This window comes from Thiomicrorhabdus xiamenensis (assembly GCF_013282625.1).
GTDB lineage: Bacteria > Pseudomonadota > Gammaproteobacteria > Thiomicrospirales > Thiomicrospiraceae > Thiomicrorhabdus > Thiomicrorhabdus xiamenensis.
The window spans coordinates 471,202-495,461 of sequence record NZ_CP054020.1 but is presented as its reverse complement, the minus strand read 5'-3'; the positions used below and the strand labels follow the sequence as shown (position 1 = coordinate 495,461).

The 24,260-nt window shown below is 47.8% G+C and carries 21 protein-coding genes; 13 read left to right on the top strand and 8 right to left on the bottom strand.

Translation table 11 applies throughout. From position 1 onward, the window contains the following. Positions 1–31 precede the first annotated feature (31 nt). The 3 genes from HQN79_RS02300 to HQN79_RS02290 are packed head-to-tail and all read right to left on the bottom strand — an operon-like array spanning position 32 to position 3,389. Positions 32–1,264: an SAM-dependent methyltransferase gene (locus tag HQN79_RS02300; protein WP_173284085.1), complete on the bottom strand. Its 1,233-nt coding sequence runs from the start codon at positions 1,262–1,264 to the stop codon at positions 32–34. Beyond that, entirely contained in the window at positions 1,258–2,082 is an 825-nt protein-coding gene (locus tag HQN79_RS02295; RefSeq protein WP_238843401.1) for a DUF1365 domain-containing protein, read from the bottom strand. Before HQN79_RS02295 ends, HQN79_RS02300 begins: the two co-directional genes overlap by 7 nt. Further along, a complete protein-coding gene (locus tag HQN79_RS02290) occupies positions 2,079–3,389 on the bottom strand; it encodes an NAD(P)/FAD-dependent oxidoreductase (RefSeq protein ID WP_238843400.1) in 1,311 nt (436 codons plus the stop codon). Before HQN79_RS02290 ends, HQN79_RS02295 begins: the two co-directional genes overlap by 4 nt. 266 nt (positions 3,390–3,655) lie before the next feature. On the opposite strand from HQN79_RS02290, the gene HQN79_RS02285 reads away from it, so the two are divergent. The 10 genes from HQN79_RS02285 (at position 3,656) to hemH (ending at position 16,038) form a co-directional block, all read left to right on the top strand. Beyond that, positions 3,656–4,429: an SDR family NAD(P)-dependent oxidoreductase gene (locus tag HQN79_RS02285; protein WP_173284084.1), complete on the top strand. Its 774-nt coding sequence runs from the start codon at positions 3,656–3,658 to the stop codon at positions 4,427–4,429. Next, complete coding sequence (locus tag HQN79_RS02280) at positions 4,422–4,880, top strand: nuclear transport factor 2 family protein (protein WP_173284083.1); 459 nt, start codon at positions 4,422–4,424, stop codon at positions 4,878–4,880. The genes HQN79_RS02285 and HQN79_RS02280 overlap by 8 nt, the downstream gene beginning before the upstream one ends. Before the next feature lie 107 nt (positions 4,881–4,987). Continuing rightward, complete coding sequence (locus HQN79_RS02275) at positions 4,988–5,527, top strand: peroxiredoxin (protein ID WP_173284082.1); 540 nt, start codon at positions 4,988–4,990, stop codon at positions 5,525–5,527. Further along, positions 5,528–6,079 (top strand): peptide-methionine (S)-S-oxide reductase MsrA, encoded by a 552-nt coding sequence (gene msrA, locus HQN79_RS02270; protein ID WP_173284081.1) that lies wholly within the window; start codon positions 5,528–5,530, stop codon positions 6,077–6,079. Positions 6,080–6,532: 453 nt separating this feature from the next. Further along, on the top strand, positions 6,533–11,404 hold the full coding sequence (locus HQN79_RS02265) for a PAS domain-containing hybrid sensor histidine kinase/response regulator (RefSeq protein WP_173284080.1): 4,872 nt from the start codon (positions 6,533–6,535) through the stop codon (positions 11,402–11,404). Positions 11,405–11,887: 483 nt separating this feature from the next. Next, positions 11,888–12,907, top strand: a complete 1,020-nt coding sequence (locus tag HQN79_RS02260) for a hypothetical protein (protein WP_173284079.1) — start codon at positions 11,888–11,890, stop codon at positions 12,905–12,907. A gap of 281 nt (positions 12,908–13,188) precedes the next feature. After that, positions 13,189–13,767, top strand: coding sequence for a hypothetical protein (locus tag HQN79_RS02255; RefSeq protein ID WP_173284078.1), 579 nt, complete (start codon positions 13,189–13,191; stop codon positions 13,765–13,767). 14 nt (positions 13,768–13,781) lie between these two features. Further along, positions 13,782–14,018, top strand: a complete 237-nt coding sequence (locus HQN79_RS02250; RefSeq protein ID WP_173284077.1) for a hypothetical protein — start codon at positions 13,782–13,784, stop codon at positions 14,016–14,018. Positions 14,019–14,503: 485 nt separating this feature from the next. Continuing rightward, complete coding sequence (locus tag HQN79_RS02245) at positions 14,504–14,752, top strand: helix-turn-helix domain-containing protein (protein WP_173284076.1); 249 nt, start codon at positions 14,504–14,506, stop codon at positions 14,750–14,752. Positions 14,753–14,919: 167 nt separating this feature from the next. Next, the gene (hemH, locus tag HQN79_RS02240) at positions 14,920–16,038 is read left to right on the top strand and encodes a ferrochelatase (RefSeq protein ID WP_173284075.1); all 1,119 of its coding nucleotides are present in this window, start codon (positions 14,920–14,922) and stop codon (positions 16,036–16,038) included. 73 nt (positions 16,039–16,111) lie between these two features. On the opposite strand, the gene HQN79_RS02235 is transcribed toward hemH, so the two are convergent. The 3 genes from HQN79_RS02235 to argC all read right to left on the bottom strand — a co-directional run bounded on the left by HQN79_RS02235 (position 16,112) and on the right by argC (position 18,818). Further along, on the bottom strand, positions 16,112–17,263 hold the full coding sequence (locus HQN79_RS02235; RefSeq protein ID WP_173284074.1) for a citrate synthase: 1,152 nt from the start codon (positions 17,261–17,263) through the stop codon (positions 16,112–16,114). A gap of 39 nt (positions 17,264–17,302) precedes the next feature. Further along, positions 17,303–17,644: an iron-sulfur cluster insertion protein ErpA gene (gene erpA, locus HQN79_RS02230; RefSeq protein ID WP_173284073.1), complete on the bottom strand. Its 342-nt coding sequence runs from the start codon at positions 17,642–17,644 to the stop codon at positions 17,303–17,305. A gap of 130 nt (positions 17,645–17,774) precedes the next feature. Continuing rightward, entirely contained in the window at positions 17,775–18,818 is a 1,044-nt protein-coding gene (gene argC / locus HQN79_RS02225; protein ID WP_173284072.1) for an N-acetyl-gamma-glutamyl-phosphate reductase, read from the bottom strand. A 267-nt stretch (positions 18,819–19,085) separates the two neighbouring features. Here argC and msrP point away from each other — a divergent pair, with 267 nt between their 5' ends. Both msrP and HQN79_RS02215 read left to right on the top strand, forming a co-directional pair. Beyond that, positions 19,086–19,997: a protein-methionine-sulfoxide reductase catalytic subunit MsrP gene (msrP, locus tag HQN79_RS02220; protein ID WP_173284071.1), complete on the top strand. Its 912-nt coding sequence runs from the start codon at positions 19,086–19,088 to the stop codon at positions 19,995–19,997. A gap of 11 nt (positions 19,998–20,008) precedes the next feature. Continuing rightward, complete coding sequence (locus HQN79_RS02215; RefSeq protein ID WP_173284070.1) at positions 20,009–20,596, top strand: protein-methionine-sulfoxide reductase heme-binding subunit MsrQ; 588 nt, start codon at positions 20,009–20,011, stop codon at positions 20,594–20,596. Between the two features lies 1 nt (position 20,597). Here the strand turns inward: HQN79_RS02215 and HQN79_RS02210 are convergent, their stop codons facing one another. Beyond that, on the bottom strand, positions 20,598–21,353 hold the full coding sequence (locus tag HQN79_RS02210; RefSeq protein ID WP_173284069.1) for a glutathione S-transferase: 756 nt from the start codon (positions 21,351–21,353) through the stop codon (positions 20,598–20,600). 132 nt (positions 21,354–21,485) lie between these two features. On the opposite strand from HQN79_RS02210, the gene HQN79_RS02205 reads away from it, so the two are divergent. Continuing rightward, on the top strand, positions 21,486–22,379 hold the full coding sequence (locus HQN79_RS02205) for a tetratricopeptide repeat protein (protein WP_173284068.1): 894 nt from the start codon (positions 21,486–21,488) through the stop codon (positions 22,377–22,379). A gap of 211 nt (positions 22,380–22,590) precedes the next feature. Here the strand turns inward: HQN79_RS02205 and groL are convergent, their stop codons facing one another. After that, entirely contained in the window at positions 22,591–24,225 is a 1,635-nt protein-coding gene (groL, locus tag HQN79_RS02200; protein ID WP_173284067.1) for a chaperonin GroEL, read from the bottom strand. Positions 24,226–24,260: the final 35 nt, after the last annotated feature.

Genomic DNA, 24,260 nt, shown 5'->3' with positions numbered 1-24,260 from the left:
GAGCAAATACCAAACCGATCGTCGGACAACCTCAGGAATGCGCCAGCGTAAACTGGCACACCGAAACCTGTCCGCTCTCAAACCCGATCGTGCAGTAATCCAGATAGTAATTCCATATCCGCTGAAACGTCTTGTCATACCCCATTTGTTGCAACTGATCCCCATGGTGATTAAAGCGCTGTTTCCACAGCTGGCAGGTGGTCGCGTAATCTGTACCGAAGTCGAGACGATTTATGATCTTAAAACCGTACGCATCGCTCAGCGTTTCAATCTGAGTAACACTCGGCAGCAAACCTCCTGGGAAGATGTACGCCTGAATAAAATCCACTCCCGACTGATAAGTTTCGGCTTTTTCCTCGGCAATCGTAATAATCTGCAGCAGCGCTTTGCCGTCTTTTTTCAACCGTTGTTTCAGCATTGTAAAATAACTGTCCCAGTAATCTTTCCCGACAGCCTCAAACATCTCAATCGAAACGACATGATCATACTGTCGGTTTTCGTGACGATAGTCTTGCAGAGCCACCTCGTAACGCTCACGCGGAAATTCTTTAAGGCGCTGCAAAGCATATTTTTGCTGCTCTGCCGACAACGTCAATCCCTTGATGCTAGCCCCTCTTTGCAAGGCACACTGCATAAAGCTACCCCAACCGCAACCAACCTCCAGAACGTGCTCACCGCCGACAATTCCGAGTTCATTCAGAATACGCTGGTTTTTAACCACCTGAGCCTGCTGCAAAGAGAAAGTATCGCCTTGGAAAATACCGCTTGAGTAGGTCATAGTCGAATCCAGCCAAAGCGCATAAAAGTCATTTCCCAGATCGTAGTGATAGGACACATTTCGACGACTGTTCGCCAGAGAATTATGCCGTTTTCGGTGTCGCCACAGGTGCCGCCAATGACCCCATCGGTTGTTCAACAGAGCATCGAATTGCTCGGCATTAAGATGCGCCAGTTTCAAGAGACGGTATAGCGACGTCGTCTCGACGGCACTCTCGAAGTATGCCTGAGCTAACCCCAAATCCCCCTGCGTTTTGAGCAGCCAATAGGCTCGCAAAGGACGAACGACAATCAGTTCGGCATGCGGGCCGGGCTGGTTACCTTCATAACGACGGCTTCGTTGATCATCGAAAGTTAATGTCAAACTGCCGTATTGCAATTGATCGAAAGGCAGCTTCAAAAGCATATTCTGAACCCATGAAGGGGCAATGAAACGCTCGCAGACGCTACCCAATAAAGATCGACCGGTGGTGAAATTTTTCAACATAACAGCATCTCCGAGTGTGAATATTTAACGTTCGCCTGCTTCTTAGGGGTATGGTGAAATTTACCGCCCAAAAACCAGATCTTTAAGGCCCACCAGTGGATCATGGTCAACACCTTGAGGCTGTTAAACGGCATCGCTAAAGCGGCCCGTAATAGAGATTTACGCGTCAAAGGCAAAGCGGTAGCTGCTTGAGTCGCCACCAACATCGGCTGCTTCCGACAGCTCTGGTAAATACCCAAGTGAAAGGTATCTCCGGGCGCTTTCAGGCGAAACCGGTATTCACAGTCCATATCAATAAACGGGGAAACGTGAAAAGCCTTATCCGCTTTGGCTTGCACCTTACAAGCCTGTGCAGATAAAGGCTTGCCACGGTTACTTAATACATAGTGATGCCATTGACCGAAGGTATTGCTCACTTCACCGACAACCGCGATCATTCGGTCCTGCTCGTCATAGGCATACCACACCGCCAGCGGATTGAAGACAATTCCCAGAAAACGCGGCGAGCAGACCAGTTCAATACGCTTCGGCGCCTTCTCGACCCCGTATTCAGCCAAAAGGCTCTCCAACCATGGTCGCCACGGTTTTCCGTCACGTGCGCCAAAATCCTTGTAATTCAGGCTATATAGATTGAAGCGATTCAGCGAAAGAAATTTGCAGAATCCTTTCAGCGCTCCAATCTCTTCTTCAATCCGGTCAACCTCGACCCGCAGACTCATAACTTTGTACTGAAAGGCATAGTGCACCGGAAACATCCGCTGATGCATCACCGAACCGAAATACACGGCCGATCTCTTCTCATATCCAGACATATTCATACTTCCGTTCTCCGGTTTTCCCACGGCAGAGAAACATTCCATCTCCGTGCCAAATCCACCGCACTGCGCAAACCGTCTTCGTGGAATCCGTAACCGGTATAGGCGCCGACAAACCAGCAATTGTCCACTCCCTGAAGTCCACTCAGAGATTTCTGGGCATCCATCGCCCCTTGGTCAAAGACCGGATGTTCATATTGAATGCGCTGAAAAGTCTTGTGCTCCTCAGGTTCCTGTAATGGATTCAGCGTCACCAGCAGCGGCGTTTTCAGCGGGATATTCTGCAGCTGATTCATCCAGTAGGTAACTGCGACATTACGCTCCTCACTGCAGCTTTCACGCAGATAATTCCAACTTGCCCAGGCATTTTTACGTCTGGGCATCAGACGCGGATCACTGTGCAGATATGCGATGTTCTGCTGATACTTAAAGGCCTGCATACAGCTGAAGGACTGTTGCAGAGTGCTGTCAAACAGCCGCCAGTTCTGATCCCCATGCGCGGCAAAAACCACATGATCGAAAAACGCCTCACCGTTTTTGGTTATGACCTTCAAGCCATCTGCGCTTTTAGCAACCCCGCGCACCGAATCGTAAGCTACGGAAAAATTGGCTTTGTGCATCAGGGCATCGATATAGTTTTGCGCGCCCCCTTTTACCGTCTCCCACTGTGGGCGATCCTGAATGTTGAGCAGGCCATGATTTTCAAAAAAGCGCAAAAAACTCTCTGCCGGAAAGGCCATCATTGTTTTTACCGGACACGACCAGATTGCCGCAGCCATTGGAAGCAGATAATAGTCGCGCATCCGCAGGCTGAAATGATGCTTGAGCAAATAGCTCTCAAGGCTGAGCGTGCGAAGCTGGCCGTTGAACAGATCTTTTTTGGCCTGACGGTTGAAACGCAGAATCTCGGCCAACATTTTCCAGTGTGCGACCGAGAGAAGGTTTCTGCGTTGAGCAAAAAGCGTGTTGAGATTATTGCCCGAATACTCGATTCGCCCCTGATCAACCGAAACCGAAAAACTCATTTCGGTATTTTCAATCGGGACCTTGAGGTGTTTAAACATTGCGTTCAAATGCGGGTAATTCGGTCGGTTATAAACGATAAAACCGGTATCCACCGGCTGGTCGACACCTTCAAGCTGTACCGAACAGGTGTTGGTATGTCCGCCCAGCCGAGCATCTTTCTCAAACAGCGTGACCCGATGCCTCTGACCCAGAAACCATGCACTGGCCAAACCGCTGATCCCGCTACCAATTACCGCAACGCTTTGTCCCGGGGCAATACCGCTTCGCATAACTATTGATTTCATTTCGCACCTTCAACCTATACACACCCTTTTTTAAAGTTATACAAAAACCTTTACATAATTTCAAATTTATTATACAAATTAAATAAAAAAGCAGGACAAGAGGTAAACAAAGATCTTCGCCCCCGTTAATGAAACACTCTATTTTATGGGGAATAGAGCGGCAGAATTCCTTTGGCAAAGGCATTGTAAAAAATGCCGCCAAATCTATACAAAGCTGTACAGGAGCATAATCCCTCTTCCCGAACGCATACGCTTGAGGCAATCACATGGAACAGAAGCAAAACAGAACGGTATGGATCGTCGGCGCTTCGCAAGGCATCGGCCTGGCCGTAACCCGTCAATTACTGGACAGCGGATTCACGGTGGTTGCCTCTTCCAGAAAAGCGACCCAGTCATTAGAGCTTATTCAGCTTCAGAAACGGTTTAACTCTGGAATACTGCATCTTCTGGACTGCGATATCACCGAAGAAAACTTACAAAGCTACTGCCAACAGGCCTGGGAACTGGCCGGAGGTCTCGATTACTGGTTTTACAATGTCGGTCTCTACCAACCGATGACGGTTTCCGAATGGGACTGGAACGCCTTTGATTCGATGAATCAAAGCAACTATCTTGGTGCCGTCAAACTGATGATCCCGCTGCAGCAGCTTCAGGCGCGACACAGTAAACCGATGCGCTGGCTATGGAATATCAGCCTGGCCGCCGATTTCGGCCTGCCCTATGGAGGAGGTTACTCGGCGCCCAAAGCGGCTCTGTTGAATCTTGCCGAATCGATCGCGCCGGAATTAGCCCGGCAGCACATCAAACTTCAAGTAATTAATCACGGCTTCGTCAAAACCCGCTTGACCGCAAAAAACCGTTTTGCTATGCCCGGCCTGATGGAAGCAGAGGAAGCGGCGTGCAAAATCGTGCCGCTATTCGAGCAGAATCGCTTTGAACTGCGTTTTCCGTGGACCTTATCGATACTGCTGGGGATGCTAAAACGTCTGCCAAAAAGCTGGAGCCTGTCTATAAATAAGAGGATGCTAAAAGATGGTTGATCCGATACCCGAGTGGTTAGCTGCTTACGCTCAAGCCTATGAAAATCTCAATCAAAACACGCTCCAAAGCGATTTGAGCCCTCTTCTCTGCGAACAGATCTATTTTGAGGATCCGTTTAACCGCATTCATGGCAAAACCGATACCCTAAGCCTTTTCGAACATATGTTCGCGACCCTTCAGGCACCGAAATTCACCGTTCTCGACATGGCCGTCGGACAGAACGGCACTGGCTATCTGTATTGGCGCTTCGACTTCCGATACCGACACAGGACGCAACAGTTTGACGGCATGAGTAAAGTCGCCTTTGACACGGACGGGCGTGTCCGCTCGCATATCGATTACTGGGATCCAGCCAAACACGTATACAGCCAGATCCCGATATTAAGGTCACTTCTGCGCTTTGCCGAACAACGCCTCGCCCTGCCACAAAAATGCAAAACCCGCGCGTGAATGAATTAAGGGGATGAAAATCCCCAAGCAGCCCGGCCGCAGTCATTGGCATTACAAAGCCTAAAAGCGCATAATGACCGAAGATACATACCGATAAGGAACCCCGAATGTCTCGTTTAACACTGCTATTTGTCTTCCTTCCTCTTATGGCACTCCTGTTCTCGCCCTTTGCGGCAGCGGAACTTAAAACCGGGGAAATGGCGCCGCAGTTTTCACTGTTTGATCAGCACCAGAAATCGGTTTCTCTGCAACAGCAGCGAGGAAATTGGGTCGTACTGTATTTCTATCCGAAAAACGACACCCCCGGCTGCACCACCGAAGCCTGCAGCTTTCGAGACAATATCAATCGGCTGATTGCCCAACAGGCGGTTATCCTCGGAGTCAGCGTCGACTCGATCAGCAGTCACCAGAAATTTGCCGAAAAATATCGCCTGCCATTCAGTCTGCTTGCCGATAAGGATGCCGTCGTTGCACAAAAATATGACGCGGTTTTGAATCTGGGCATTGTGAAATTCGCCAAACGTCACAGCTTTATTATTGACCCACAGGGGCGAATTGCTCGAATTTACCGGAATGTGGATCCGCAGAAACATGTAGCTCAGATTCTTAAAGACCTCAAACAGCTGCAAAAAGAAGAGGGGAAATAGATGAACGAAACTCAGAACAGAGCTTCAATTGTATTCGGTATGGGGTGTTTCTGGGGCGCGGAAAAGCGCATGAGCGAAATATCCGGTGTCCTTGATGTCGAATCCGGATACGCCGGTGGAGATAGCGCTTCGACCTCTTATCAGGAGGTTCTATCGCTGGAAAAAGCCTTACATATGGGAATGAGCGACGAACGCAACCATGCCGAGGTCATCAAGGTTATCTACGATCCACGACTGGTCGATTTGGAGACATTAATGATCCACTTCTGGCAGAATCACGATCCGACTCAGGGCGACCGTCAGGGAAATGATGTCGGCAGCAATTACCGCAGTGTCATCTACTATCAACAGGAAAACGAAAAGGCCTTAGCGGAAATAACCAGAGAACGTTATCAACAGGCGCTAAGCCAAAACGGTTATGGTGCAATCACGACCGAAATCGCGCCTTTGAAAAACTACAATCGTGCCGAAGAATATCATCAGGATTATCTGCAGAAAAACCCGCACGGTTATTGCGGACTGGGCGGAACAGGCGTACTTTACCCGGACTAAATCGCAGTTTGATCCCAGCTTAAAGCGCCCGTTCCTTTCGCGGGGCGACTTTACAGAAGAGCGATTGCGATCACTTCCAGTACCGCACCTACCGCAATTAAAAATGCGCAGTGCAGGCAGGTCTCTAACCCATGAAACCCTTTCATAGAGATCTTTACCTTGTTACAGATTAAATTAACGATTACGCCGCTAGCTCCGGCTCTACTGAAAACTCAGTTTAAGAATCCCGGCCGTTAACTTCAACCTGACATTTTTTATTGCAATATAAAGCAACTTTTAGGCTTTTCTTTTACCTGAAAACTTATTGAACCGAGAACCGTCTGACGAAATTGACAAGCCTCAAAATCACGCCACTTGTCCATGACCGGAAAATTACTTAATGTGAGGAAGACTTATAAATCCTGTTAGAATTCAAGAAAGTGACGCTAAGCCCGAACGGCAGGAACTGAAGCAATGAAACTAATCTCAATGGCAACGCTGAAAATAGGCTTGGCACTGCTGACTCTGAGTTTGCTGACGGTGGTAGCCGTATACAGCATTGATCGTTCTTTTTTCCATAAAAATGCCGTCGATACGTCCTATCAGCAAGCGCTGCACGAAATCCAGTACAACGAAAGTCACTTTAATGAAGTGCTTCGCGATACGGCTGACACCCTCATCGCCATTGAAGAAAACAGCATTTTCGTCAACTATCTCAAAAACAAAGGCAGTAAAACCGCCTTAACGGATTTACTGCACGGTTTTGCTCGCGCCCATGAGCGCATCAAGCAGCTACAGGTCATCGACCAAAACGGCCATGAACAGATTCGCATTACCCGGAATACACGGGACTCAGCCCCCTATCTGGTTGAGAGTTACAAACTGTCCAACCTAGCCGAGCGCGATTACTTTATCCGCGCTCGCCAAGATCCCTACTCCATGCTGCATTTCTCCAAACTGGGCTCCAGCAGACAAAACCCAAACGTACAACAGAATGGCGAAATTACGGCAACCGTCCGCGCCACTCTCAGCAGTTATGACGAAGACGGTTTCCACGGCATCGTGACCGTCGAACTGTTCGTTCAGGATCTGCTCAAAAACCTCGTGACATCACCCTTTCTGTATAACGCCATTCTGCTTGACGCACAAAGCTACCCGATCTGTCATTATGAGAAAGAAAACAACTGGGGAGCCTACCAGAATCCGCCGATTAATCTGGCCTCGGAATATCAGCTGACAATAAACCAACTGGCCAAGGTGCCGGTTATCGAACAAAACAACCAGCTGGCGGTTCGCCTTAATTTACCGCTGGAGGAAAATCTCTCTCTGATTGTGCGCATCAAACCGGAATACCTGCAACAGCTGAACAAAGATCACAACCGCAGCTATCTGGTCAGTAGCCTGGTGGCCCTGGCGCTTTTCATCCTTGGCGCCATCATTATTTTCAGACTGATTAAAAGACAGAACCGACAACTTCAGCACCTCAATCAGCAAGTGTTGCTGGCAAGTGAAAGTGCCCGTATCGGCTTCTGGGAATTTTCACCTGCCGAGCAGACCTTCCGCTTTGACAAAACATTGTTAAAGCTCTGGCCTTTTCTGAAAAACAAATCACTCTATTCGCTTGATGAGATTAAACTTTTACCCGCACCTCTGGCTGAGAACCTGCAACAGATCCATCAGGAAATCAACAATCGCCCCCTGCCTTTCAAAGGCCACTTTGAAATTGAGATCCCCTGGAAAAAACGCCATAAGAACTGGCGATTACAATACAAATGTATGCTGGATAAAACCCGGCAGGTCATCTGTACCGGTAGCTGTTATGAAATCACCGAGTTCAAAGACTATGAATCCCAGCTTCTCTCTCAGGAACGTCGCTGGAAAACCGCCCTGCTTGGAAGCGGAGACAGTTATTGGGAATGGGATATCAAAACAGACCGGCTGTATTTTTCGGACCGACTGTGCGCGATACTCGGCTATAAAGAGAATTGCCACCTGCCCGATATGCAGCAATGGCTGAAGTTAATCCATCAAGAAGACCTTGCCAAAAGCCGGAAGCTGCTCGGAGAACTTTTCCAGGGCCAGCGCAATGCCTATCAGAACGAAATCCGGGTCTTAGACAAAAACAATCAATACCGCTGGTTGCTGGATCGCGGGGTTGTACTAAATTACGATCAGAGCGGCAAACCCGAAAAAATGATCGGTACCCACAGCGATATTACTGAGCGCAAAACACATGAGCTGACAGCGCAGCGCCTGACCCACGAGAAGCAGACGCTGTTCAATACCATTGACAGTATCTTGATCACCTGCGACCGTGATGGAATCATCACGCATTTCAACCGTACCGCCGAATTACAACTGTTCTATTTCAGTGACAAGGTGGTCGGCAAACTCAGTCTGTTAATGCTGCTCAACCCGATCGACTTTATCCGTCACGCGCAGAAAATGCACATCGATATCCCGGAAAAAACACTGCCCTTAAGCTTTCAGAGCCTCTATAAAATTATCGAACACCAGCCTGTCCGAGCCTTTACCACGCAATTGAGAACCCGCAATAACAGTACCATACCGGTCATGCTGTCGCTATTCACCAAGCTCGACGAAAATCGCGAGCCCAACGGACTGGTGCTCAACGCAACCGACCTGCGCCCGCAAAAACAACTGCAGGAAAGACACGACGAATTCGAGAACAAATACTACAACCTGTTTGAGCAGTCGCTTGACGGCATCTTGTTGATTGATGCCAAAACGCTCAAATTAATGGAATTCAACCAGACCAGTTGTAAATTGCTCGGATTCAGCCCCGGTGAACTGGCCGAACTCTCTCTTAAGGATATCGATACGGAAGATGCCACCGGTAGCATTCTCAAACAGATTAAAAAACTCGAACACCGCGACGTCGTTTCTTTCGAGAGTGTGCTCGTCAATCGCAGCGGACAAGCTAAAGACGTGCTGATAAAAATCCGTAAAATCCACGGCCAGAATCGCGACCTTCTGTATGCAATCCTCCACGACATCAGCGACTTCAAACAGATCCAAAATCGTCTGGAAGAACAGAGTTCACGCCTGATTCAGGCACAAAGCCTCGGTAAACTGGGAAGCTGGACCTATAACTTCATTTCCAAGAAGCTGAACTGGTCTCTGGAAATGTTCACTATTTTCGAAAAGAACCCACTTACCTTCGAACCGGTCTTCGAAGATCTTATTCAGGACATCCATCCGGATGACCGCCAGCGAGTGCACAACGCTTTTCTGCATGCTAAAGAGGAAAACAGCCTGTTTCAGGTTGAGTACCGGGTTCAAATGAGTGACGGACGCATTAAATACGTTCTGGAGAGAGCAACTTTCTCCAGCGATGAAAACGGCGAAACGATCCTTGCGCAAGGTACCGTGCACGACATCAGTGAAACCAAGCAACTCCAGGAAGAGTTGATTCAAGCTAAAGTCAGCGCGGAAAACGCCAACCGTGCGAAAAGCTTCTTTCTGGCCAATATGTCGCATGAAATCCGCACCCCCTTGAACGGAATTATCGGAATCAACGAGCTTCTGGGCAAAACCCCTCTGAATGAAACACAGCAGGAATATCTGGAAAAATCGACTCGGACCTCCAAAGCGTTGATGAACATCATCAATGACATTCTCGACTATTCTAAAATCGAAGCCGGAAAAATCAGTTTTGAAAGCACTCAATTCAATCTCGGCGAACTGCTTTCCAATCTTGCCGACCTCTTCTCGATCGAAGCCGAACACAAAGGCATCGAGCTGATCTTCCTGATTGACCCGGAAATTCCAAACCAGCTGATCGGTGACCCCTTAAGAATCTCCCAGGTATTGAACAATCTGGTCGGAAACGCTCTGAAATTCACCTCTTCAGGTGAAATTATTATCTCCATGCGCAAGCTGCACAGCCATAACAACCAGGTGGAATTTGAAACTTTGGTAACCGATACCGGTATCGGAATTTCGCCCGAACATCGACACCGCCTGTTCAAGCCTTTCTCTCAGGCGGAAAGTTCCAACACCCGTAAATACGGCGGAACCGGGCTGGGGCTGATTATCAGTAAACAGCTGGTCGAGCAGATGAGAGGTCGCATCTGGCTGGATGAAGACTACCAGAACGGCAGCCGCTTCGGCTTCACTCTGAAACTGGGCTTCAAAAAGAGCAACGAGCACATTGCACCGGCAACCGATTCCGGAGCACCTTTCAGAGTACTGGCCTTAATCGGCCGACACGATGAAGCGGAAAACCTCAGACAGACGCTGAATCTTGCACAGATGCAGACCGACCTCTGTACGAACCTTCCGGAATGCCAGAAAAAAGTGCAGCAGCGTACCTATAATGCTGTCATCCTTGAACTTCAAGGCAAAAGCCTGCAACGTATCGAAGAAGTATTCCCGCTGGATTCTCTGCATTGCCCAATCTATCTTTTGGGCAAACAGGGCCGTCAGGAAGGCCTGCGTAAAGAGTTGAAAGTACGCAAACCGCCGATGACCCGTCTGGTTCTTAAACCTGTCATCGCACACAAAATGCTTGAAATACTGCTCCACCCTGAAGAGATTAAAAACGACTACGAAGATTCCGAACACCCGCTGCATTTCAGCGGCAACGTTTTGCTGGTCGAAGACAACGAAATCAATCTCTTTGTTGCCACCGACTTCCTGAAAGATCTCGGACTCGAAGTCGAACAGGCGAGAAACGGACAAGAGGCGGTCGAGATCGCTTCACAGAAAACCTTTGATCTGATCCTGATGGATTTGCAGATGCCGGTAATGGATGGCTTTCAGGCTGCCGTCAAAATCCGCGAGCGTGATTCGCAGACGCCGATTGTCGCTTTAAGCGCGGCGGTAATGGAAGAAGACATTGACCTGTGCCGCGAATCCGGTATCAACCAGCACCTGAGCAAACCGATCACGCTCAGTAAACTGGAATCCACTCTTGATGAATACCTGCCACGACGCGGGGTAGAAAATGAACAACAGGAGCGACACAATAATCCTTTGAATTCAGAGGAAAAAGCCCCCCTCATTAACTTCACTGAGCTGCAGGAACGCTATCAGAAAACGGAAAAAATTGATTACCTGCTCGGCGAGTTTTTACAATCCTATCAGGACTTTATAGAGAACAACCGGAACTATGACAGCGGCTCGGCAACATTCGACAGGGAAATACACACCTTGAAAGGTGTTAGCTCGGTTGTTTGTCTGGATCGTCTGTTCGAGAGCACTAAAGCCTTCTACCAAGCCAAAACAATCACAGACAAGCAAAACCTGCGTCCAGAGTTGGAAAGCGTCCTGCAGGAAACTCTGCAAGCAATCACATCCGCCCTACCCAGCAAGTCGCCATAAATGTGTTTAACAACAGAACTAAAAGTTATCTTTTCCCATATACTCGGGGGCTAAAAATAAAAAAACCCGCCATAGGCGGGTAATCAAAATATACGAAGCATAATAAACAATGAACTTTTCTAGCTACTTAAAACAAGTTAAATAAATTGTTTACCGTCCTTATTGTAATGACCCACTCCTTCATTGCAACACTTTTATTAATGCAAATTTAGCAATTAACAATTCCATATTAATCACAAAAACAACATATAACTGTTTTTAATGTATTTTTCTCAGTATTTAGGTAGGAAATTAGGATTAAAATGTTCCATATTTACTTTTAACAACCAGCCATTAAAAAATTTTTACTGTAAAAGTCTTGTCAATCTTTAGTAAATAAGTTAATTTTCTCTTCGTATTGCCGCTTTTTAAACATCAGTATTTTGTTTTACAGCAGTCAAAAAAATAATTAAGTTACTTTTTTACATAATTCAGGAGAAAGACATGCTCGTTTCACTTCTAGGTCTTGAAACCCCAACTACCAAACATTCCGATGACGGCCTTGCCGCTGCTGTAGGCACATTGCAAAGCTTGCCTGTTGTCGGTGATTCCGTATCACCACTACTAGATACCCTTCACAGCCTTCCGCTTCTTGGCGAAGACGTACGTTTCGTAACCTCAACACTGCATTCCATTCTTCCAGGCGAAACACTTATCAATGACGTTGTCGGCACTGTTACCAGCCTTCCAGTCGTCAGCGACGTTCTAGGACTTGTTGAATCAATCGATAACAACGTTCTAGCCGGCATCACTGGCCCAGAAGGACTTCTTCCTAACCTACTAGGTCCAGAAGGTTTAGTAGGCGGTCTACTTGGCACTGTAGGCGGCCTTGTTGAAGGTCTACCAGTTGTTGGCGGTCTTCTTGGCGGCAACGCAGATGGCGGTCTTCTTGGTGGACTTCTAGGTGAAGACGGTCTGGTCGGCGGACTTCTAGGTGGCCTTCCAATCGTTGGCGATCTTCTAGGTGGTGCCGAAGGCGGACTTCTAGGCGGTCTTCTAGGTGGTGAAGGCGGCCTATTGAACGGCCTTCCAATTGTCGGCGACCTTCTTGGAAGCAACGGCCTTGTCGGTGGTCTTCTAGGTGAAGACGGACTGGTCGGCGGACTACTAAACACCTTGATCGGTGAGCACGGCGTTGTAACGGGTGTAGTTGATACGGTAACCGATCTTCTTGAAGGCACCCTGGGTAACTTGCCAATCGTCGGTGACCTGCTATCTGGAGGCGGATTGCTTGGCGGTCTACTAGGCGGCGGTGATGAAGGTGGACTGCTAGGACTAGGCGATCTACTATCTGGCAACGACGGTCTGCTTGACGGTCTTCTTGGCGGCAGCTCTGCGGATGCCTCTGTTTCTGCAGGCGCAACCGTTGAAACCGGCGGACTTCTTGGTGGGCTGCTTGGTGACAACGGTCTTCTTGGCGGAATCCTGGGCGGTGACAACGGTCTTCTAGGTGGTCTTCTGTAACAGTCTTAATTTAACAACAAGACTGATAGGTCGATTTTCGGCCTGATTAAAAGGCGGTAACCTTCGAGTTATCGCCTTTTTTATTTCCGTTAATTTATTAAAAACATTGAGACTTTCTTGCCTGCAAGGGATTCTTATTTCACAAACTTGCTTATTCAGTACAATGAAGCCAATTATCCATAACCCATTTCCCTACGGAGCCCCATATGGAGACATCACGACTTTCAAAAAATCTAACGTCCTATCTCTTCATCTTTTCAGTTCTATTCACACAAGCGTCTTTGGCGGATAGCACAGACGCTCGACAGTTAAAACAACAGGAACAGCGTTATGCCATTTGCGCCGCGCTTGCAGAACCGCAGCAACGCCAACAATTCACTCAGAAATTGCGCAAACTTCATCAACAAAATAATCCCTCTATAGCGGCCGACGAGCAGGAGAAGCTGGTGGCTCAAAAAATAGAGCCTTTCGAACGCAGCTACCGCGAATACAGCTCGCAAAGTAAACAAAAGCTTTTTGATAAAATCTGTCTCAATGAAAACCTGCAGACGAATGAGAACTTCAAAGGCTTGCAAGTTTCAGAACTGCCGGAAAGCCTGCAAAATAAAATTCACATTATCGCGACATGCGCGCTTATTTCGAATTCTTACGGTCTGAAACAGCAAGCTCAAAAGCTAACTGCTGCGAATACGTTAATCATTATCGCCGGCGGTATGAACGGCAAAAACCAAGCCCTGCAACAACTCGCCGGCATTCATCAGGAAGTTACCAATGAGCTGAAAACCCTCGACAAAACACAGCTTAAAAACAAATTTACAACGAGCTGCAATCAAGTCAAGAAGATGCAGAACACTCAATAATTACAGGAGAAAATATGGACATTTGGAGCAAAATCTTTTGGCAGGCAGGCTTGGGACTGAGTATTGTTGTTCTTTTTGTCGCGATCAGCGCACTGATGAATGCGGAAAACGGACAATTAACCGTCGAAAACCTGGAACATCTCAGCGGCACCTATAGCGCTTTATTTTCCACTCTGCAATTTGTTGTCTATCCCTGGCTTGCACTCGGACTGTTTTTGCTAATCCGTTTTATTACGCGGAGATTTTCATAATTCACCGGTTCCAGACTCTCTAATAAAGGCTCTGTTCGGCAATACAATACCGACAGAGCAAACACTTATCCTGTTGCAAATCCTTTCGCTATATACTAAACGCCATATCAAAATATAATTCCGCACAAAAGTGATTAGTTAACGCAACAGATTTTATTATTGCAAAAAACGCACGAATACCCCCTTCTCATAAACTATTGCTATAACAACCCATTCCTTAAATTTATAAGAAAACCATAGACAGCAACATAACAAATACTTTTGTAACTGTTTGCTAAAAGCATATTTATTATTTATAAAAAAAATTTTTAACATAACCTCTTTTTATTGCATTAAGCGCAACAAAGGCTATAATTAGCAACTGTAAAAAAAATGCAAAAAGTACATTTTAATAACAATAAAAGCTTTTTAAATCAGACGCCACTGTTTTAAAGGCCAATCTTCATCAAACATGAAGTGAAAAATGATTATTTGGGAGAAAAGCAATGAAGTTCAATGAACGCTTAAAATACTATATTGAATATAAGGGCATCATTAAGCACCGCGTTGCTGAAGTTGCCGGGATCACGCCTAGCGCATTTTTCCGTTTCCTAAACGGAACCAGCACCATGAAGTCATCCAACATTGAAAAAATCAATGAAGTATGGCCGGAAATGATCGCTTTTGCCTTCTCGGTGGATCCGGATATTGCAAAACGCGCCAAAAAACTGAAACTATCGGACGATGACGAGTAAAAGTCACCCTCCTTTAAAAGAAACCCGGAGCCAAAATACTCTGGGTTTTTTTTCGCCCTGAATTCAGCACCTATGCAAAGGTGATTGCCGAAAAATACTCATCACTGGCGGTTGTTGTTTTATACAAAAGCTATACAATCATTACTGTCCCAATTATGGAGAAAGTAATGCATTATCACGGACGAGCTCAATTCCAGCATGGCGAAACCAGCGCCACCGGAATACTAATTACGAACCTAGGCACCCCTGACGCACCAACCAAAGAAGCGTTAAGGCCTTACCTAAAAGAATTTCTAGAAGATCCTCGCGTTGTTGAGCCGCCTCCGGCCCGTTGGCTATGGAAGCTGATTTTAAACGGCATTATTCTTAATACCCGTCCGGCAAAATCAGCGGAAGCCTATGCCAGCATCTGGGATTCAGAAGGTCCCGGCGCACCTCTGCTAAACATTACGCAGCGTCAACTGGAAGGCATCAAGAAATCCGTCGAACCGCATTTTCAGGGCCGCGTGGAATTCGCTCTGGCAATGCGTTACGGAAACCCTTCGATCGCCAGCGCTTTGCGGGAACTGCATGAAAAAGGCTGTCAGCGCATCGTTGTATTGCCTCTATATCCGCAATATGCCGCAGCCACTACCGCCTCTACCTTTGATGCCGTGTCTGCAGAATTGCAGACTTGGCGCTGGATTCCGGAACTGCGTTTTATCAACCACTACCACCGTCATCCCGGTTACATCAAAGCGCTAGCCAACAGCATCCGCGAACACCAAGCGGAGCATGGCAAGCCACAATTACTGGTGATGTCCTATCACGGCGTCCCTCAGCGCTATCTGGATAATGGCGATCCATATCATTGCGAGTGCCATGTAACCTCGCGCCTGGTTGCGGAAGAGCTTGGTTTAAGCAAGGACGAATACAAAGTCACTTTCCAGTCGCTTTTCGGTAAAGAAGAGTGGATTAAACCTTACACCGACGCAACTTTGAAGTCTCTGCCGTCTCAAGGAATCAAAGATATTCAGGTGATCTGCCCGGGATTCTCGGCCGACTGCCTGGAAACCATTGAAGAGATCGACGAAGAAAACCGCGAATATTTCGAAGAGGCCGGCGGCGAAAAGTTCAGCTACATTAAATGCCTTAATGATCGCGCAGATCATACCGAAATGCTGGCCGAGCTGATTTTACAGCACACTCAAGGCTGGTATGAGCGTGATCAGTTTGATCCGCAACAGGACTCTGCCGAAAGAGATCGCGTAAAAGAGAACGCCACAGCAATGGGTTGTCCTTTTTAGCAGGAGCCCAACTTGCAGCCATAAAAAAAGCCGCAATTAAGCGGCTTTTTTTATCTCTACCTGAAAAGCAGGATTATTTTCTTTCATCCAATGGTAGATAACACGCTTTGCCTTTGCCTGTATAAAGCTGTGTCGGACGGAAAATACGATTATTCTGCAATTGCTCGCGCCAGTGCGCCATCCACCCAGCGGAACGCGCTACCGCAAAAATCGGTGTAAACAGCCCCGGGTCAAAGCCCATTTCCTTATACAGAATTCCGGAATAGAAATCGACATTCGGGTAAACCCCTTTGTGTCCAAGCAGTTCTTCACAAACCTTTTCCACTTCCAGAGCAGTTGCAAACGACTTACTTAACTTGGCCGACTTGCCTTTCAGAAGATCATTAGACAGCTTCTGCAAAATACTCGCCCGAGGATCTTTAGTCTTATATTCACGGTGCCCCATTCCCCAGATCACTTTCTTGTCAGCCAAACGCTGCTCGATATACGGACGTGCATTTTCCGGAGAACCGATTTCGTCCAGCATCTCGATAACCTTCTGATTCGCTCCGCCGTGCAAAGGCCCGGAAAGCGACGCAATCGCCGACGAAATAACCGAACACGGATTAGCCAGAGTCGATCCGGTGACCATCGTCGTAAAGGTCGAAGCGTTGATCGTATGTTCTGCGTGCAAAATAAGAATTGCATCCAACAGTCGAGCCCAGTCTTTATCCGGCTCTTCGCCATTGAGCATATACAGAAAGTTTTCCGCATAGGTCAGATCTTTACGCGGCTCGATCGGATCAAAACCGTTACGCATATGCTCCCACATGGCAACCAGCGTTCCCATGTGAGCGATAATCTTAACGGTTACATCATTGATGTATTCCTGGTTTTCAGTACCGCCTTTCATATATTCGGTACTCGGATAAAAACTCGCCAGACTGGCTACCACGACCTGCAGCATATGCATCGGATGAGTCGTGCTTGGCAGGTTTTTCATGATCTCGCGGATATTGAATTTAACCCGACGGTTTTCTCGCAGCTGGCGATCAAAATGGTTCAACTCTTCTGCAGCCGGCAACTCGCCAAACAGAAGTAAAAGCGTCGTCTCTTCAAAAGAAGAATATTCCGCCAGTTCCTGAATGTCATAGCCGCGATAGGTCAAAATTCCTTTTTGACCATCAATAAAAGAGATCTGAGACTCCGTTGCCGGAACCCCCGCTAAACCTGGAATGTATTGCATAAGCTGCCCTGAAATTAGTCAGTTTTTTGAGTGCGTATCTTATACGCTAAATGAAGAACCGCAACCACAGGTCGTAGTTGCATTAGGGTTTTCGATAACAAAGCGCGCGCCTTGTAAATCTTCCAAATAATCGATTTTTGCACCGACAAGATACTGGAAACTCATCGGGTCAACCAGAAGAGTCACGCCGTCTTTCTCGACAACCGTATCGTCATCGGCCTGATTTTCGTCAAAGGTAAACCCATACGAAAAGCCGGAACAACCGCCACCGGTGATATAAACACGCAGTTTCAGATTCGGGTTCTGTTCATCTTCGATCAAGCCGCTGACTTTAGAGGCCGCCGCTTCGGTAAAAACTAGAGGTGCTGGTGTATCAGACATATCGGATTCCTTTTCATGTCATTGCCAAGCGCAAATAAAAAGCATTATAGCAAAAAAGAGAGGGGCTGATTAAGGCACTCTATAGAGCTCAACACCGCCCCTATCGCATTTTCTACCTGTTAACAAAACCTTACGGCAACAACGCAACCTGAGTCAGCCCCAAGGTTTCCTCGAGGCCGAACAGAATGTTCATATTCTGCACGGCCTGACCCGCCGCACCTTTTACAAGGTTGTCGATCACGGAAGTCACGACGACCTGAGAACTGCCTTGAGGACGGTACACAGCCAGACGGCACATATTCGAACCTTTAACCATTCGCGTTTCCGGAAGGCTACCCGCCGGCATCACATCGACAAACGGCTCGTTTTTATAGGTCTCTTCGAATAATTGCTGCAGCTCCGCCTGAGACATATCGGTTTTCATCGTCGCATAGATCGAATTTTCCATGCCGCGAACCATCGGCACCAGATGCGGCACAAACGTCAAACCGACTTCTCCACCGCTCAATTGCGTCAACTTCTCCTTCATCTCCGGAAGGTGACGGTGTCCGGAAACGCCATAAGCCTTGAAACTCTCACTCATTTCCGCGCCCAGCATAGCCACATTCGCTCCGCGCCCGGCCCCGCTGACACCGGATTTGCCGTCGGCAATGATATTGCTTGGATCAATCACCCCCGCCTTAAGCAAAGGCAATAATCCCAGCAGGACACTGGTCGGATAACAGCCCGGATTGGCGATAATCATCGCCTTGGCAATATTGTCGCGAAAATACTCCGGAAGACCGTAACAGACCTTGTCGAAAAGCTTTGCTTCGGTATGCGGCATACCGTACCACTTGGACCACACATCCAAATCTTCGATACGGAAATCGGCAGCCAGATCGATCACCTTGACACCGGCAGAGGTCAAGTCGTCCGCCATACTCATGGCAACCCCATGCGGGGTGGCGAAGAAGACGATATCGCAGGACTTCAGTTTTTCGCTGTCCGGCTGAGTGAATTGGAGATCATAAATTCCACGCAAATTCGGGTACATATCTGCAACCGCCACACCCTCTTCGCTACGCGAAGTAATCATACTTACCTCAGCCTGAGGATGATTGGCCAGAAGTCTCAATAATTCAACGCCGGTATAACCTGTACCACCGACAATACCCACTTTTACTTTTTGCATTTTATGATCCTTTTCTGCGCTGCTCGCCGGTAAAAACCGAATGAAACGTTTTATTTTACCGTTTGCCGTCGATTCGGTCTAATAATGTTCCATACGACAACTATAGAGAGAAATAAATACGCGATGCCGGGTTGGTTTTAAAACAATTCAGACAGCTCTTATCCATTTTTTCTCAATATCTGCCGCTAGGCATCTTAAGCAAATCACGCTAAGGTATCAGTAAACGAAATTGTTTTGATACGCATTCCGGATGGAGGCCCGATCGCCATGTCACATCTAAAAGAATCCGATATTACGCCACAGGAGTGGTTCCTAAATCGTCGGCAGCTTCTTCGCACCATAGGTGCGGCAGGCCTTCTGAGCACGCCTTTGAACGCTTTTGCCGACAGCAGTTTAAGATTCCAGCCAAACCCGCAGTACCGCCCCGACCTGAAGCTGACCGATGCGGAACATGCGTTGCACTACAATAACTTCTATGAACTCGGTACGGATAAATCCGACCCTTACCGCAATGCGGACCGGCTGATTACCGACAACTGGCAAGTGCGAATTGAAGGCGAATGTGCCAAACCGCAAACATTCGACATGGACGATCTACTGGCAATCGAACAAGAAGAACGTATCTACCGCTTCCGCTGTGTTGAAGGCTGGTCAATGGTCGTTCCCTGGATCGGCTTTCCACTGAGCAAACTGCTCAATAAAGTCGAACCGACCAGCAAGGCAAAATATGTCGAGTTCATCAGCATTCTCGACCGAAAAAACCTGCCAGGACAACGTTTCAATATTCTCGACTGGCCCTACCGAGAAGGCCTGCGTATCGACGAAGCGATGCATCCACTGACTTTAATGGCGACCGGTCTGTACGGTGAAGCCTTACAGAACCAAAGCGGTGCACCGCTCCGATTGATCGTCCCCTGGAAATACGGATTTAAAAGCAGCAAATCGATCGTTACCATTCGTCTGGTCGAAAAGCAGCCGATATCCTCCTGGATGCAAGCAACTCCGAGCGAATACGGCTTCTACTCCAACGTCAATCCGCAAGTTCCGCATCGACGCTGGTCCCAAGCCAAAGAAAGGCCTCTTGGTTCATTCTTCAAGAAGAAAACGTTAATGTTTAACGGCTATGCAGACGAAGTCGCCTCACTGTACAGCGGCATGGATTTACGCCGCTACTTCTAAGGAAACAAAGCATGCCTCTGGCCGCCAAACTCTTCATTTTCAGTCTCGTGTGCGCCCTGCCAGGGATCGATTTAGGCTGGAAACTATTACAAGACAATCTGGGAGCCAACCCGGTGGAAACACTGGAACATACCACTGGCGACTGGACAATCTATTTCCTGCTGCTGACGCTGAGCATATCGCCTGTGCAGCAACTTTTTGTCCCCAAATGGCCGATTCCAATGCACCTTATTCGACGCATTCTCGGACTCAGCGCTTTCGTTTATGCGTTACTTCACCTTGCGGTGTATTTTATTTTCGATATGGGGCTGGATATCGATGCAGCCGTCGAAGACATCGCCACCCGACCGTTTATTATGATCGGCATGACGGCACTCACTCTGCTCATTCCTTTGGCCATCACCTCAACCCAGGGCTGGCAAAAACGTCTCAAACGCCGCTGGCAGCAACTGCACAAGCTGATCTACCCAATCACCTTTCTCGGTATATTGCACTACGCGCTGCTGGTCAAAGCCGACCTTTTCATGCCATTACTGTATCTGCTGCTGTTCGGGATTCTAATGCTGTTGCGGCAGTTTAAACTGCCACGCCTGCGATAAACTAACGCGGAATGCGCTTGCCTTCCGCCTTGGCGCGCAACTGATCTTTTCGCTTCAGTTCAGGCTCATCAACCCAAAGCGGTAGATGCCCCGCTTCCCAAACCGGCCGGTTTTTCATGACCGCCGCGAAATACCCGCTACTTAACTGCTTATCCAACCAGGCTTTCAGATTGGGATAATCCGCTCGCTGCCACCAGATTTTATCGACATGCGCAAACTGACGGACAAACGGAAATATCGCCAAATCGGCTACCGATAATGCTGCTCCCAGCAGGTATGCACTCTGAGATAGACGCCGTTCCAACTTCTGCAAAGTAACTTCGCCCTGCGCACGGGCTTTAAAATGACCTTCCTCGGCCGAAAGCTCCGGATAATGCTTCTGGCACAGTTCAGGGTATTTGTAATCATCGAGGTGCTGCTTGAAATCAGCATCATTCTCGGCAATTAATTGATCCAATAGTTGCCGCTGTTGGGCATCCTGTGGATAAAGCGGACTTTTTCCCTGCTTATCCTTCAGTGCCCAACACATAATATCCCAACTCTCTTCCAGCACTTCACCGTCGGGCAACAGCAGAACCGGAACCGTCCCTTTGGCGGAAGCGGCCAGCATCTCATCGGGCTTATCCCAAAAAACAATCTCTCTCTGCTCAACCTGAATACCGGAAAAGTAGAGCGCCAGACGTGCGCGCATCGCATAAGGGCAACGACGATAAGAATAAAGAACCGGAAACGTATTTTGGTCTGACTCGACGTACATTCGGCACTCCTTCCAAGAAAAAAAACTTAATTTAGAAAATTCGTCTGCAAGAAGCAAATCGATTTCCCCCGATTTTTGACATTTCAAATTGAGGCTTTAGGATTAAGGGCTCCAGACACAACCGGAGATACCATGCCGTTTCTTAGAAACACGCTTTTTTTACTCAGTTTATTTATTTTTTCCGCAAATGTTCAGGCTCAGTTACATACCAAAGAGACTCAGGATATCGAGAATCTTGAGGAGCCCGTCTACAACCCGTTTATCGAACGTTACGTACTTGATGAACTCAAGCAACTGCGCACCGATATGAACGACCTTCACGTCGATATCACCAAAGAGGTTGTTAACCGGGAAATGGCCGCCACAACTCGCGCTGTAAGCTATGCAACCGATACCATTACTTACTTTTTCTATCTTATCGCCGGAGTCAGTTCCGTACTGGTATTGGTCGGCTGGAACTCCCTGCGCGAGGTAAAAGAAAAGGTGCACACTCTGGCAAACACCAAAATCGAAGAAGTCGTTTCCGAGTACGAAGACCGCCTGGAAAAACTCGAAGAGGAACTTAACCGAAAATCCCGCGGTATCACCAGCGCCCAGAAAAGGCTCTCGCAACATCAGGATATCTACAGTCTGTGGCTCAAGGCAGGTCAGGAACAGATTGCCAGTAACAAGGTTGAAATTTATGATCAAATTCTGGAGCGCGACCCGGAAAACGCCGAAGCTCTGACCTACAAGGCGGATGTCGTATTGGACATGGACGAACCGCACTGGGCGATCTCATTATGCCTGCAGGCACTGAGAATTGACCCTGAAAACAGCCATGCGATGTATCAACTGGCGAGCGCCTACGCGCTTCTCGGCTCAACGGAAACGGCCTTGCAATATCTGGAAAAATCGCTCAATGGTGCCGAAGGGAATGCGGATTCGATCTATAACGACTCTCACTTCGAAAGCCTAAGAAATAATCAACGCTTTATCGAACTGCTGAAATTCTACGACAGTAGCTATCAACCCGAGTCGGATTAATAAAGCGTCAATTTTAAAAACAAAAAAGCCAGCATTACGCTGGCTTTTTGAAGAATGAAAGCATTCTAATTTCTGAATTGAGGGTTATGACTATGCTGTCAATTCGAAGCGGCTAAATGAGCCGTTGCAGAGCATACATTTTAGTACATGAGCACCGGAAGCATTTAGCCAACAAAGAAGTGGCCGTATAGACGAAAGCCTCAAACAGAAATTACATCATGCCGCCCATTCCTCCCATTCCGCCTGCCGCTGCAGCAGCATCATCGCCACCTTTTGAAGGCAGGTCAGCAATCGCCGCGCCCGTAGTCAGAACCAAACCGGCAACAGATGCTGCGTTTTGCAGTGCAGAACGCGTCACTTTAGCTGGGTCGATAATACCCGCTTCAAGCATGTCAACATACTCTTCTTTAGACGCATCGAAACCGAAGTTACCTTCACCTTCCATTACCTTGTTTACGATAACAGAACCTTCAAGACCACAGTTTGCCGCGATCTGACGCATTGGCTCCTGCATAGCGCGCATAGCGATCTGGATACCGACGTTTTGATCGTCGTTATCACCTTCAACAGACACTTTAGAAAGCGCACGAACCAGAGCAACACCACCACCTGGAACGATACCTTCCTGAACCGCAGCACGCGTCGCATGCAACGCATCGTCAACACGGTCTTTCTTCTCTTTCATCTCAACTTCGGTAGCCGCACCAAGTTTAAGAACCGCAACACCGCCGGAAAGTTTTGCCAGACGCTCTTGCAGCTTCTCTTTATCGTACTCGGAAGTCGTACTTTCCAGCTGAGCTTTGATTTGCGCAACACGGCTGTCGATATCATCTTTAGAACCAGCACCATCGATCAGTTTAGTGGTGTCTTTACCAATGACTGCAGACTTAGTTTCACCAAGAAGGTCCAGAGTTACAGATTCCAGGCTTAGACCGACTTCTTCAGAAATAACCGTACCACCGGTTAGAACGGCCATATCTTGCAGCATTGCACGGCGACGCTCACCGAAACCAGGCGCTTTAACAGCCGCAACTTTCAGAATACCGCGCATTTGGTTAATTACTAGCGTCGCTAGCGCTTCACCATCAACGTCTTCCGCAATGATCAACAGTGGACGGCTCGCTTTAGAAACCGCTTCCAGCGTCGGCATTAGATCACGGATGTTAGAAATTTTCTTATCGTAGAACAGGATGAATGGCGCTTCTAACTCTGCAATCATTTTGTCTGAGTTAGTCGTGAAATAAGGAGACAGGTAACCGCGGTCAAATTCCATACCTTCTACAACCACCAGTTCATCTTCCAGAGAAGAACCTTCTTCAACGGTGATAACACCTTCGGTAGAAACACGCTCCATCGCTTCGGCAATCATTTCACCGACTTTAGCGTCGGAGTTTGCTGAGATAGTACCAACCTGAGCCCAAGAAGCTTTGGTATCACAAGGCTTAGCCATTGCTTTGATTTCCGCAACAACGGCTTCAACCGCTTTGTGAATACCACGGTTAAGATCCATTGGGTTCATACCCGCTGCAACCGACTTCATCCCTTCGCGAACGATCGCTTGCGCAAGAACTGTAGCCGTTGTGGTACCGTCACCGGCAACATCGTTGGTCTGTGAAGAAACTTGCTTCACCATTTGCGCACCCATGTTCATGAACTTATCTTCAAGTTCAATTTCACGTGCCACAGAAACACCATCTTTAGTTACAGTCGGCGCACCGAAAGACTTATCAAGTACAACGTTACGACCTTTAGGCCCAAGGGTTACTTTTACTGCGTCCGCAAGAATGTTGATCCCATCAACCATTTTTTCGCGAGCATCTAAACCGAATTTGACGTCTTTTGCCATCTTCTTAAATTCCTCTATTTTGTTAAGACGACCTG